The sequence below is a fragment of the Pseudomonas sp. G.S.17 genome (assembly GCF_038096165.1).
GTDB lineage: Bacteria > Pseudomonadota > Gammaproteobacteria > Pseudomonadales > Pseudomonadaceae > Aquipseudomonas.
The window spans coordinates 3,458,992-3,471,939 of the sequence record NZ_CP151076.1 but is presented as its reverse complement, the minus strand read 5'-3'; the positions used below and the strand labels follow the sequence as shown (position 1 = coordinate 3,471,939).

Here is a 12,948-nt window from a genome sequence, read left to right as displayed (position 1 = left end):
TAAGTACTTATCTAAGCGTCGAGGCCGGATCGCATCGACATGTGCGATCACGATTCATCAGTCGAACTTGACCAGGTCCTTGAAGATCAGTTGACCCCAGCTATTTCCCCGGGCCTGCACTAACAGCCCACCTTCCGAAAGCCCGCCAAGTTTGATCGGCGAGTAGCCGAGTTTTTCCGCAAGCGCACCAATCTCTTCCGCGGCGTCGTCATCGTCGCTCGCGAGGAACACAACTCTCCTGCCTCCCTGTACGGCCGGATCTTGACCAAGGACGGCAGCACCCAAATGATTGAAGCCCCTGACTAATTTCGCATCCGTGAAGGCCTGCGCGACGACCCTGGAAGAAGGTTGATCGCCCAGTTCCTCAGGGGAAACGCCGTAGGCATTGGTCACATCGATGATGATCTTGCCCTTCCAGGTCGGCAACGCCTTCGCGACATCCGGGTGTGACTCGAAACGGATCGCCAAAAAGACGATGTCCGCCTTGACGGCTTCCGCCAGGGTTTTGGGAATGATCGTGGGTCCGATCGCGGCCGCAGCGGAGGCAAAGCTCTCCGGGTCACGAGTGGTTGCAACGGATACTTCGATGCCGCTTCGGGCAAATGCCTTGGCCAGGGCCTGGCCAATATTGCCGAAGCCGATAATTGCGTAGCTCATATATTTTCCTTCAGTTTGCCGAGCCCTACGGCGCTCCGAATATTGAGTGGAGCGCCGTAGGGAGTAGGGTCAGATTTGCGCCAGGCCGCCGTCGACGGCAACCTCGCTGGCGGTCATGAAGCTGCTGTCCTGTGAGGCGAGAAAAGCGGCTACCGCTCCGATCTCCGCCGGTTCAGCCATGCGCTGGAGCGGATTCATCGAGGCGAAGACTTTCATGCCTTCCTCGCCTAGAGCCTGCTTCGCGAGATCGGTCGCCGTCGGGCCGGGCGACAGCACGTTTACCCGGATGCCGGTGCCCTTAAGATCCTCCGCCCAGGTCTTCGCGAGGTTGCGCACTGCTGCCTTGCTCGCACTGTAGGCACTAAATGCCGGGGCGCCCGTGGTGCCGGCGCTCGACCCGGTCAGGATGATTGAACCGCCCTGGCCCATCAGCGGCAGCGCCTTCTGGACCGTGAAGATCGTACCCTTCACGTTGGTGTCGAAGGTTTCGTCAATGTGCTCGGCGGTGATCTTGCCGAGCGCAAGCTGGCTTCCCGCTCCAGCATTGGCGAAGACGATGTCGAGGGTTCCGCGCTCGGCCTTCACCGCTGCGTAGAGTCGGTCGAGGTCGGCCTCATCGGAAACCGAACCCTTTACCGCGCGGGCATTGGGCCCGAGATCGGCCACGGCGGCGTCGAGCGCTTCCTGCCGGCGGCCGAAGATGAAGACGAAGGCGCCTTCCTCGATAAAGCGCTTTGCAGCGGCGAGGCCGATGCCGGTAGCGCCGCCGGTGATCACGGCGGTCTTTCCATTCAGTCTGGTCATGACGTGTATTTTTCCTTGGAGTTGTGTGCAAACAGGGAACTGCTTGCTTGAGACCAAGGATGCAGGCCTAATAACCTAACGACAAGTATGCACTTTTAGGTAAGTACCAAAAAATGACGACGACTTCTGAAATCTGCGGCACCGGCTGCGGGCTCAACGCCACGCTGCGCATCATCTCGGGCAAGTGGAAACCGCTGGTCCTGTTTTTCCTACGGGACGGACCGAAGCGCTACGGCGAGCTCAAACGTTTGATCCCCGGCGTCAGCGACAAGGTGCTGATCCAGCAATTGAAGGATCTGGAGGCCGATCACGTACTGGCGCGGAACGACTACAAAGAAGTGCCCCCGCGGGTGGACTACACGCTGACCCCGCTCGGTAGCAGCCTGGCTGAAGCGATCATGCCGCTGTGCACCTGGGGAACCGAGAACGCGGCGCAAATGGCAAGCATCTTCGCCAAGCGCGACACTTTGCCCTAGCAGAATGCTGGGAAATACTGAGCTGGGTGACGCTCCGCATTCGTGTGAGGGCGGCAGGTTTAATTCGTCCGATCAGGCTGTCAGGATGCGTGGTTTGAGCGCACTGGCACATGTTTTGGACGAAAGCTGAAGGTCCACTTCTGGCCGTTTTTTGCCCGTCGCGAGAGGCAGAAAGCGACTCATAGCGGACCATCATGATCTTGGTTTGTGGGCTTCAGGCTGATTTAGCCGTGCAGCGGTCAGCTTACGGCGCTGAGGGCTCCAACCATCCGCTTTTCTACCTCATCACGAGTAGCAGCCCATGCGGGTACGGTCTCGAGAAGACGCTGTTGCCACGCGACCAGGTTCGGGAACTCTCCGAAAGGCGCGCCAGTCCGTTTGTACTGCGAAAAAGGTGCTGCGATATCAATGTCGGCGAGGGTCAACGCATCACCGACGATGAATTTTCGGGTCGTGAGATGGGAATCCAGAACGTGTGCAGCGTTGCGAATATTGGTCATCGCCAACTGGACGATCGCCTCGGTCTCAGGCTTGCTCATGAACGCTGCGCCCGCCCACTCATTGAAAAGAAGAGTGGAGAATATCCGCCATTGCTCACCCGACCAGAACATCCATTGCAGGACCTCCAACTTCTCTGACTGAGTCCGTCCAAGCAGGTTTGAGTTGGCTTTCTCGGCAAGGTACAAATTAATGGCTGACGCTTCCCAGATGACGGTATCGCCGTCTTCAAGCACGGGAGTGAGGCCGTGCGGGTTCAGCTTCAGAAACTCAGGGGTATGACTTTCACCCTTGAATAAGTCGACATTCATACGTTCAATATCGACGCCCATGATTGCGGCAGCAGCAGTGACACGACGAAGGCTACCTGAGCCCGGATCGCCGTAGATTTTAATGGACATTGTTTTCCTCACACAGTGACGTTGGTTGTTAAATCAAGCTTGCAGGGGCTCGATAACCTTCCAGGATCACGAATGTTCTCCGTCAGGCTTATTGGGTGACGAGACCAAGGTAAACTCTTTCTTCAGGCAAAATAATACTGCCATTTCTCACAACACTTATTTGGAATGTGAATGACTGATCGCTGGCTTGAGATCGAAGTTTTCACCCGTGTCGCGGAGTCGGGAAGCTTCTCCCGTGCCGCCCGGAAGCTTGGGCTTTCACAGCCATCGACCTCGCGTATCGTCACGGGATTGGAAACTCGTCTGGGTGTGAAGCTCTTGCTACGTACGACCCGGAATGTGGCACTCACTGAAGCAGGTGCTGCGTTTCTGGAGAGAGCTCGCCAAGCTGCTGCCGACCTGGAGGACGCTGAAGATGCGGCTCGAGGAATCGATTCCCTGCGTGGCACCATTCGCCTTGCGGTACCTATTATGTACGGTACCCGAGCGGTCATTCCCGTCTTGCCCGGTTTCCTGGAGCGTTACCCTGATCTGCGAGTCGAAATCACCATGCGAGATGAGCGGCAGAACCTGGTGTCAGCCGGAGTCGACATGGCAATCCGAATGGGCACGCTTGAGGATTCCACGTTCGGCGCTCGGCAAATTGCTTCAGTGGCGCGAGTGCTAGTGGCGTCGCCGGCATACCTCGCCAAGAGAGGAGTGCCAAAAGCACCTGAAGAACTGGAACTTCACGACGCACTCTTGCACGAACAACGCTTTCCGGAGAAAAGCACATTAAAACTGTTCAAGGCAGGTACGGAGCGGATTGTGACGTTGCGTGGAAGAGTCAAGATCGATGCAGCACCAGGTATTCTGGCTGCTGCACTGGCGGGTCTTGGCATCGCCAATGTGACAACGATCATGTCAGCACAGGAGCTAAACGATGGCAGCCTTGTGCAATTGTTGCCCGACTACGAGCTCGAGCCTTTAAAGGCGTTTGCGGTATTTCCGTCGGGCCCCAAGCCTTCGGCCAAGGTGCGCGCACTGGTAACCCACCTCAGCGACGTATTAGGGAATTAGCGAACTGAGTGTTAACTGCCTCATTTGGGGCATCAGGATCAGCCTTGAGCTTGCCCAAAAAGTGAGAGATCCAGCGCTTTTCGATCCAGCAATCGACAGTAAGCTACGTGCATGAGATCTGACGAAACTACGTGTTCGTGATGTGGCCCATGGGAATTTCATCGCAGCCAGGGAAATGGTCGTGCAGCAAAAGACACGACGGCCCGTACAGTTTGAGATCACCGCGCAGATGCGACTTCGAACTGCCAATCGTCGACACGGTAGTCGGGTGATTCCAGTTTGATATTACACAGGCTAGACTGTGGAGGAGAAAACCCCTGCAGGCTCGGCATGCAGTGCGTATTTGAGTGTTTGCGTATCTAACTGCTGCCCAAGGGCCAAACAATGACCTACCGCTCGTTGCTGTTTCTGGTGCCTGCCTCACTGGTCGCATGCGCCAGTCTGGCCGCTGCCGATGAAGTTGCGTCCGCTTCCCCCCGTTTCGATATCAATAAGTTCGACGTGCGCGGCAATACCCTGTTACCGGCTCATGAGCTTGATCAAAGTGTGGCGGACTTCATGGGTCGCCAGCGTGATTTTGGCGATGTGGTCAAGGCCCAGGAGGCGTTGGAAGCCGCCTATCACCGGCGCGGATATCAACTGGTACGTGTAGACCTTCCCGAGCAGGAGTTGAACGGTGGGGTGGTGGTCTTTCAGGTCGTGGAAGCTCGCATTGGCCAGGTCAGGATTGCGGGCAACCAGCATTTCAGCAACGGCAATGTCCGCTATGCCTTGCCGGGCCTCAGGGAGGGCCAGACGCCCGACCTGACGGCGATTTCCAAAAGCCTGAAGCTGGCGAACGAGAATCCGGCCAAACAGACCGTGATGAAGCTCAAAGACAGTGATGCACAAGCCGCAGTTGATGCCGAGCTGCAAGTCACGGACGAGTCGCCGTGGAGCGCATCGCTAAACATGGACAACAGTGGCACCATGGAAACCGGCAAGACCTATATGGGGGCGGTCCTTCAGAACGCGAACCTGTTCGGTCGCGATCAGGTCATGAGCCTGCAATACACCACAACGCTCGAGAAGCCCGAGCGAGTCAGCGTCTATGGGCTTGGTTATCACCTGCCTTTATATGAACTGGGCGATTCTCTGGACTTCTTCACCAGCTACTCGGACGTGGACAACGGTCTGGTCACCGCCGGTATTTTTGATCTCGCGGTCAGCGGCAAAGGCACGATCTTTGGCGGGCGCTATAACCATAACCTGGCCACGGACGGTAACTACCAGTCCAAGATCGTGTATGGCATCGACTACAAGGCCTACAAAAACAACCTTGAAGCCGAAGATGTCCAGCTCGGCAACGACATCACCGTGCATCCCCTCAGCCTGGGTTACCAGGGCACCTGGGTGCGTCTGGATGGCGATGCCAATTTCGCCGTCACCCTGGTGCATAACCTGGCCGGTGGCTCCCGTGGTCGGCAGAGCGATTTCGATCTGGCACGTACCGACGCCCGAGACGATTACAACGCATTGCGTCTGGCGGCCAACATCACCCAGGCACTGCCGGCTGACTGGCAGTTGCGGGGTGTCGTGAACGGGCAGTACAGCAACGATGCGCTGATCCCGGGCGAGCAGTTTGGCGCAGGCGGGGCCATGTCGGTGCGCGGTTTCCGTGAGCGTGAGGTGTCCAATGACTCGGGCATCAGCAGCAACTTTGAGGCCTATACGCCGCCGATTTGTGGTGGTGGCAGCTGGCAGTGTCGTGCGCTGGCGTTCTACGACAATGCATACCTGACGCGTAACCACGCTTTGCCCGGCGAATTCACCCATGTCGCCTTGAGCAGTACGGGGCTAGGCGTGCGGGTGGCGTATCGCCGCAATCTGAACCTACAGGTCGACTACGGTCACGTGCTGCACGCCGAGGCCAGTGAGACCGAGCGCGGTGACAATCGCCTGCATGCCCGCCTGAGCTTGTCGTTTTGAGGATGTCATGAAAATAAAAATCACCTTTATCGGCGCGTGCCTGGTTGCCGCCGGCAACGGCATGGCGGCCCCGCTCAATCCTGTCGTCGTGAACGGTCAGGTCAGCTTCGCGCAGCAGGGCAACCAGCTAACGATCACCAACAGCCCCAATGCGATCATCAACTGGTCGAGCTTTTCCGTCGCCCAGGGCGAGATGGTGAGGTTCCTGCAGCAGAGCGGCAACAGCAGCGTGCTCAACCGTATTACCGGTCAAGACCCCAGCGTGATACTGGGGACGCTGCAGTCCAACGGCCGGGTGTTTTTGATCAACCCTAACGGCATCCTGTTTGGCGCCAATTCGCAGATCAACGTGGCTGGCCTGGTGGCGTCGAGCCTGGCGATGTCCAACAGTGACTTCCTCTCTGGCAATAATCGTTTCGCCGCGGATGGTTTTGCCGGCGCAGTGTCCAACCAAGGGGCAATTACCACACCTTCCGGCGGCCAGGTCTACCTGATCGCGCCGGATGTGACCAATACCGGCATCATCAATACACCGCAGGGCGAAACAATGTTGGCGGCGGGGCATTCGGTGCAGCTGGTCGACTCCAGTAATCCCGGCATGCATGTGGTGGTATCGGCCACCGATGACCAGGCGCTGAACCTGGGCAGCATCATTGCCCAGGGCGGTACGGTCGGCATTTACGGCGCGCTCGTGAATCAGCGCGGCACGGTCAATGCCAACAGTGCCACCGTCGGCGAGAATGGCAAGATCGTCTTGAAGGCCAGCCGCACTACCTTGCTGGAAGCCGGCAGCACCACCACTGCCACCGGCGTAGGTCAAGGTGGTGAGATCCAAGTGCTCGGCGAACAGGTAGGCTTGATGGCGGACGCGCGAGTCGATGCCAGCGGCAAGCTAGGCGGCGGAACGGTGTTGGTCGGCGGCGACTATCAAGGCAAAAATCCTGCGGTGCAGAACGCCCGGCAAGCCTATGTCAGCAAGGATGCGCAGATATCGGCGGACGCGCTGACCAGTGGCAAGGGGGGCAGGGTGATCGTCTGGGGTTCGCAGACGGCGCGGGTTTACGGTGGGATTTCCGCCCGTGGCGGTGCTTCGTCCGGTGACGGCGGCTTCGTCGAAACTTCAGCCAATGTGCTCGACGTGACCGGCGCACGGGTCGATACCCGTGCGGCGAACGGCAAAAGCGGCACTTGGTTGCTCGACCCGAAGGACATTAAAGTAAACACGCCGGCGGCGGGCACCTCCAAGACCCTGAGCGATGTCTCTGCCTTTGCCAACGACCCTGACGAATCCACCGAAATTGATTCCGGCCTGCTGAAAAACGCGACCAGTAACGTGGTGCTGCAGGCCAGCAACAACATTACGTTCTATACCGGGTTCGAAAATACCAACACTGGGGTGAGCCTGACGGCGCAGGCTGGCAATAACATCTACGTCAATTCCCTGATTCGTTTTGCGGGAAACATTACCCTGACGGCCAACGACAACAGTGCTGGCCTGGCCACGGGCACTGGGCAGGTTTACAAAGAGGGGGTGCCCACTGCTGGCGGTACGCTGACCATCAGCGATATGAATGGCACGGTCATTACGCCGCCACTCGTGCCACCTGGCCCAACGCCTGCCGAGATTGCTGCGGCTCAAGCGGCCGCACAAGCCGCGGCTCAAGCCGCAGCTCAAGCTGCCGCACAAGCCGCTGCGCAGGCTGCTGCCGATGCTGCTGCCCAAGCGGCTGCTGACGCTTCGGCCAAAGCGGCTGCCGATGCTGCGGCCAAAGCGGCTGCTGATGCTGCGGCCAAAGCGGCTGCTGATGCTGCGGCCAAAGCGGCTGCCGATGCTGCGGCCAAGGCGGCGGCTGATGCTGCGGCCAAAGCGGCGGCTGATGCTGCGGCCAAAGCGGCGGCTGATGCTGCGGCAAAAGCAGCTGCTGATGCTGCGGCCAAGGCGGCGGCTGATGCTGCGGCCAAAGCGGCGGCTGATGCTGCGGCCAAAGCGGCTGCTGATGCTGCGGCCAAAGCGGCTGCTGATGCTGCGGCCAAAGCGGCTGCTGATGCTGCGGCAAAAGCAGCTGCTGATGCTGCGGCCAAGGAAACCTGTTCTGTGTCGTCTACTTCTGCGCTCTGTCAGGTCACGACGCCATCGACCACCTCGGCGCCCTCAAAGCCGGTGCAGCAGGCGACTGAGCAACTGGTTCGCGTTACAAACAATTCGCTGGATCAGACGTTCAACGAAGCGCCGCTTATTAGTGACAAATTCAGTGAAGCCGACAAGAAATCTGTCGCTCCTTCCAGTCCCCTTGCATCCAGTGCCCAGAGTACAAACAATGAAGTCCCGAAAAAAATGTACTGCAATTAAGTCACTTTTGCTGGCTACGCTTCTGGGCTCGGCGGCTTGGGTTCAGGCCGCGCCGGGGGCGGGGATCGTCACTCACTTGAGTGGACCGCTGTTCGTGAATAAAGCGGATGGCAGTATGCGGATTCTAAGTGCTCAGTCGACGGTCGAGGCGGGGGATACGATTTCGACCCAGGGCAAGGGTTATGCGCAGATCCGTTTCAGCGACGACAGTCAGCTCACGTTGCAGCCCGATACAGTGGTGACGCTCAATACCTATGTCTTTGACGCGTCGATGCCCGCGCAGGACCAATTGCTGTTAACCCTGAAGCAGGGCGGCCTGCGTTCGGACGTCGGCAAGCTTGGGCAACGCAGCCTTGATCGCGTGACGCTGGTGACCCCGGCTGCGAGCATTGCCCTGCAGTCGGCCAGTGTCGTGGTGCAGTATCGTCCGGAGCCCAAGGCAGTTGCCGGTATTGAACGTCTTTCCCGCTATCTGGCGTTGACGGGTGCTGAATTCGAGGCCGCAGCCATCCAGAGTGATACATCCTACGGCGCGTTTACGTCCGTCATCGCCGCCCGTTATTCCTATCGGTTGGCCCGAGCGGTTGCCTGGCTGGATTCAAAGGTTGCAGGGAGTCTGTCGACTGTCGCGGCGGTCGTCCCGGCTGCTGGTCCGAGTCTGTCACCGGGTTTATATGTTCAGGTCATTGATGGCTTGATTAACCTCACCAATCGCGGCGGAACCACAAGTTTCGCGGCAGGGCAGTTTGGCTACACCCCCAGTTTCACGCAGCCGCCGGTCATGGTGCCTGCATCCCCAGCGTTAGGGTTTGCGCCGCCCCCTGCGTTCTCTTCCTCATTGCCAAGCAAGGCTACCTCATCAGGATCAAGCGCCGCTGTGGAGTGTGTAGTGCGTTAAGTCTCAACTTAGCCCTTTGCCATGGCTGCTTAAACCTCGGCAACGGCCTCGCGCACGAAGTCTTCGTAGGTGCGCAGCGGGTGTCCAATGATGGTCTGAAGCTTTTCCACCGTTCCTTCAGTTGATTGCATGCCGAAGGTCTGGATACCCGCCATCATCAGGCGCATGTCATAAGCCAGCCAGGTGGGACCATACGAAGCCAGCTGTCCTTCGAAAGCGGCCAGGTCATCACTCCCGTAGGCAATCTCGCGGCCCAGAGCTGCACTCCAGGTCTTCGCCACGGACGCGCCGGTGAGTGGTTGCGGCCCAACCAAATCCAGCGTTACACCTTCCAGCGCAGTGGATGCCTCGTCGCGTCGCAGTAATTCTGCAACGGCGACATCTGCGATGTCGCGCGCATCAATCATCGACACGCCCGCCGAACCGATGGGCATTGGGTATACCGAGTAGTTCTGAATCGTCTGTTGGACCATGCGGTCGTTTTGCATGAAGTAAGCCGGACGCAGAACCGTTGCAGGAATGTCGAGGCTCTCGATCATGCGTTCAACGGTATGCTTGCCAGTGAAGTGCGGGACATTGGTGAACTTGTCGGCATGAATCACCGAAAGATAAACGAAGCGCTCGATACCCGCCTCGCGAGCAAGGTTTAACGTGATAAGGGCCTGGGTTACCTCGTCGGGCGTCACGGCATTGAGCAAGAACAGGGTGCGCACCGACGAGAGCGCAACGCGCATCGAAGCGACGTCAGTTAGGTCTGCAACAACTTCGGTGACGTTTGCCGGGAGTTCCCGCTTGCCCGCTTGGCGCACAAGGGCTTTAACCTCGGCGCCCGCATCAGCAAGGCCTTGAGTGACGAGTGAGCCAATAGTGCCCGTGGAACCAATAACCAGAATGCTCATTTTATAAATCCTGCGTTGAATATAGGGGGGTGGATCAGAGAGTGGAGCCCGCACCGACCTTGCCAGTGCCTGAAACCGTGCGATTGCGTTCGATTGCATTGGGGATATCAGCGAAGCCAACTATCACGCCGATCCTCGACTGAAGCGTGCCGCTGGTTCCGATGACGAGAAAGTAATCCGTTGCACTTACAAAACGAAGATCACAATATGAAGACACCTCGTTTCAAATATGGAACACCATGAACCTGAACGCGCTGATCGATTTCATTCTCGTCGCCACCCATTCGGGGCTGGGAAAGGCAAGCCGTGCGAGCGGTATTTCCAAAGCCACCTTGTCGCGCCGAATCGCCGATCTTGAAGAACAACTGGGCGTAAGGCTGATTGAGCGCAGCGCGCGTGGTCTGAAACTCACCGACGCTGGTGAGGCGCTGATGTCTCGCACTGAAGGGCCGCTGAGTGAAGTGAGCGAAGCCTTGACGGCAGCAGGTGAAGGCGTATCAGCGCCTCGCGGACGTTTGCGAGTCGCTGCCCCGATTCTGTTCTCGCAGCTCGCGATGGGGCGTATTGGCGCCGAGTTCTGTGCGATCTATCCGGAAGTCTTGATTGAGGTCGTGGCGGAAGATCGCATGGTCGACCTAGTCGAGGAGCAATTTGACGTCGCCATTCGAATCAATCCGAGCCCGGATAGCAGCCTGGTCGGACGGTGCTTCGCCAAGGACCGGCTGATAGTTGTGGCGGCGCCTGAAATACCCAGGCCGATGCCCGGCGCAATCAGACCCGTTCCGGCCATCGTGACCTCAACGTTCCAGCCCACCCACTGGAGTCTCGATGGCGGGCAGTTGGTCCTGGAGCCGATCCCGAAAATGCGCTTCTCTTCATTGCTAATGGTCCGCGATGCGGCCATAGCCGGTGGCGGTGCAGCCCTCATTCCACAGTCCATTGCATGGGACCCGCTTGCCCGTGGTGATTTGGTTCAGTGGGGCACGGTGTCAGGTGTTGAACCAGCGCTTTGGGTCTTGCATACGTCCAGGCGCCTTACGGCTCCAAAGGTTCGCGCATTCGTCGACTTTATGTGTGGTAGATACCCAGACATGTCTCTTGTTCTGAGAGGATAGAACGCTTCGCCCCTGACTAATGCGCCCTCTATATTGGGTTGTAGCAGCCACCCGCGAACGTCCGCTCCAGGCCGATTCTGTTGAAAAAGTCGGATGTGGTCTTCACGGCGGAAAAGTACGCGCATGAGATTGAAATCTTGAATCGCCGCACAGGCGTCGAACTCAGATTTCACGTGATAGGCTCACCTGTGTATCGAATTGATGGTAGAAATTTGGCCTTCGCCCGGCAACTGAACGCCCTGCGCAATGCACCGTTTCGGATTTAGGAGAGTTGGCCACTGCGATCGCCTTAGCCTTGGATCCCTCGACCGTCGACAACCCGCAGCAGGACCGGCTCCTCCTGGAGAAAGTCTGCCTACACATCGTCGTCGGCCACCCTGGCGGCCACGACGACATGATCCAGCAGCTGGAAAATTTTGGTCGCTTGAACTCTCAGTCACCCGCGCCGATCACTGACTTATCGAGCAGATCGGGTTCGGGATTACCTGGTCATTTCGGATCCGGGTCCAACTTTAGGTCCTCAGCAGGTCTAACGCTTAGAAGAACGACAACTCCTAGAACGGCGGAAAGGATGGAGCCCAGCAATACGCCAACCTTTACCTCGTCGACCAGAAGCGGATGACCTGCGAAGGCCAAAGCGCCGATAAACAGGCTCATCGTGAAGCCAATGCCGCACAGGAGTGCGATGCCATACAGCTGGAACCAACCGCAGCCCTCCGGCAGTTTTGCCAGACCTGAACGAATGATCAGCGCCGCGAAGCCAAACACCCCCAGTTGCTTACCCAGCAATAGCCCGAGAGCCACGCCCAGCGGTACAGGATCGACCAGGTTACCTGGCGAAATGCCCGCAAGAGATACCCCCGCATTGGCAAAACCAAAGACAGGCACAACGGCGAAAGCGACCCACGGATGCAGCTTTTCCTCTAGGTAGAGAAGCGGAGATTTTCGATCGTTGTTCGAATCACCTAGCGGAATGCATAGCGCAAGAATGACACCGGCCAGGGTCGCATGGATGCCGGACTGGAGCATGAAGAACCAGAGTAGCCCGCCGGCCACGAGGTAAGGCCAAAGCCTTCTCACCCCACAACGGTTGAGCACAACCAGAAAAGCGATAACGGCCAGCGATGCCAATAACATGCTGACTGATAAACCACTGGTATAGAACAACGCGATGATGAGCACTGCCCCAAGGTCATCAAGAATCGCTAAGGCGGACAGGAAGATTTTCAAGGAGATCGGCACACGCTTTCCGAGCAGCGACAGTACGCCTAGGGCAAAGGCAATATCGGTGGCTGCGGGAATTGCCCAGCCGCCAAGAGTTTCACTGTTTCCCCAATTGACTGCGATGTAGATCATGGCAGGGATCAGCATGCCACCCAGCGCAGCGAAGCCAGGAAGCGCGCGCTGGCTCCAGCTCGATAGCTGGCCCACCAGCATTTCGCGCTTGATCTCCAACCCAACCAGCATGAAAAAAATCGCCATCAACCCATCGTTGACCCAATGTTCAATCGAGAGACCGAAAATTTTAATATGCAGAGTCGAAAAGTAAGTTTCAGACCAAGGGGAATTAGCTACGACGAGAGCTGCCAAAGCAGCCGCCATCAAGATCAAACCACCAGCGGATTCAGCTGCGAAAAACCGATAGAGAAAAGCCAGTGTGGCGGGTGATGCACGATGATTTTGGCCTTTTTCAAGGCGCGAAGGATCCAGGTTCATAGGCGCAATAACCCCGCGCGGCGGCCCGACCTGCGCTAAGTTAAACCTGCCTTGCCGCATTTTGCGGTGACACCCAGCGGCACATACTACACAAAACGTCTATCGGG

Annotated in this window: 10 protein-coding genes and 2 pseudogenes; 7 read left to right on the top strand and 5 right to left on the bottom strand. The window is 57.9% G+C overall.

Annotated elements, in window-relative coordinates; all coding sequences use genetic code 11:
- Positions 1-57: 57 nt before the first annotated feature.
- Together AABC73_RS16380 and AABC73_RS16375 are read right to left on the bottom strand one after the other, a co-directional pair.
- Positions 58-696, bottom strand: a pseudogene (locus AABC73_RS16380) (NADPH-dependent F420 reductase); the annotation flags it as partial.
- A 30-nt stretch (positions 697-726) separates the two neighbouring features.
- The gene (locus AABC73_RS16375) at positions 727-1,461 is read right to left on the bottom strand and encodes an SDR family oxidoreductase (protein WP_341520081.1); all 735 of its coding nucleotides are present in this window, start codon (positions 1,459-1,461) and stop codon (positions 727-729) included.
- A gap of 113 nt (positions 1,462-1,574) precedes the next feature.
- Here AABC73_RS16375 and AABC73_RS16370 point away from each other — a divergent pair, with 113 nt between their 5' ends.
- Positions 1,575-1,937: a helix-turn-helix domain-containing protein gene (locus tag AABC73_RS16370; RefSeq protein ID WP_341520080.1), complete on the top strand. Its 363-nt coding sequence runs from the start codon at positions 1,575-1,577 to the stop codon at positions 1,935-1,937.
- A gap of 239 nt (positions 1,938-2,176) precedes the next feature.
- Here the strand turns inward: AABC73_RS16370 and AABC73_RS16365 are convergent, their stop codons facing one another.
- A complete protein-coding gene (locus tag AABC73_RS16365; RefSeq protein WP_341520079.1) occupies positions 2,177-2,836 on the bottom strand; it encodes a glutathione S-transferase family protein in 660 nt (219 codons plus the stop codon).
- A 171-nt stretch (positions 2,837-3,007) separates the two neighbouring features.
- On the opposite strand from AABC73_RS16365, the gene AABC73_RS16360 reads away from it, so the two are divergent.
- From AABC73_RS16360 to AABC73_RS16340, 5 genes and pseudogenes are all read left to right on the top strand, one after another.
- A complete protein-coding gene (locus AABC73_RS16360; RefSeq protein ID WP_341520078.1) occupies positions 3,008-3,895 on the top strand; it encodes a LysR substrate-binding domain-containing protein in 888 nt (295 codons plus the stop codon).
- Positions 3,891-4,130, top strand: a pseudogene (locus AABC73_RS16355) (hypothetical protein); the annotation flags it as partial. The gene AABC73_RS16360 and the pseudogene AABC73_RS16355, both read left to right, overlap by 5 nt.
- 149 nt (positions 4,131-4,279) lie before the next feature.
- Positions 4,280-5,863, top strand: a complete 1,584-nt coding sequence (locus AABC73_RS16350) for a ShlB/FhaC/HecB family hemolysin secretion/activation protein (RefSeq protein ID WP_341520077.1) — start codon at positions 4,280-4,282, stop codon at positions 5,861-5,863.
- A gap of 7 nt (positions 5,864-5,870) precedes the next feature.
- Positions 5,871-8,213, top strand: a complete 2,343-nt coding sequence (locus AABC73_RS16345) for a filamentous hemagglutinin N-terminal domain-containing protein (RefSeq protein ID WP_341520076.1) — start codon at positions 5,871-5,873, stop codon at positions 8,211-8,213.
- Entirely contained in the window at positions 8,182-9,111 is a 930-nt protein-coding gene (locus tag AABC73_RS16340; protein WP_341520075.1) for a FecR domain-containing protein, read from the top strand. Before AABC73_RS16345 ends, AABC73_RS16340 begins: the two co-directional genes overlap by 32 nt.
- Positions 9,112-9,140: 29 nt before the next feature.
- Here AABC73_RS16340 and AABC73_RS16335 read toward each other — a convergent pair whose 3' ends face one another.
- On the bottom strand, positions 9,141-10,010 hold the full coding sequence (locus AABC73_RS16335; RefSeq protein ID WP_341520074.1) for an NmrA/HSCARG family protein: 870 nt from the start codon (positions 10,008-10,010) through the stop codon (positions 9,141-9,143).
- A gap of 239 nt (positions 10,011-10,249) precedes the next feature.
- Between AABC73_RS16335 and AABC73_RS16330 the strand changes: the two genes are divergently transcribed.
- Positions 10,250-11,125, top strand: coding sequence for a LysR substrate-binding domain-containing protein (locus AABC73_RS16330; protein ID WP_341520073.1), 876 nt, complete (start codon positions 10,250-10,252; stop codon positions 11,123-11,125).
- A 489-nt stretch (positions 11,126-11,614) separates the two neighbouring features.
- Here AABC73_RS16330 and nhaA read toward each other — a convergent pair whose 3' ends face one another.
- Positions 11,615-12,841, bottom strand: coding sequence for a Na+/H+ antiporter NhaA (gene nhaA / locus AABC73_RS16325; RefSeq protein ID WP_341520072.1), 1,227 nt, complete (start codon positions 12,839-12,841; stop codon positions 11,615-11,617).
- Positions 12,842-12,948: the final 107 nt, after the last annotated feature.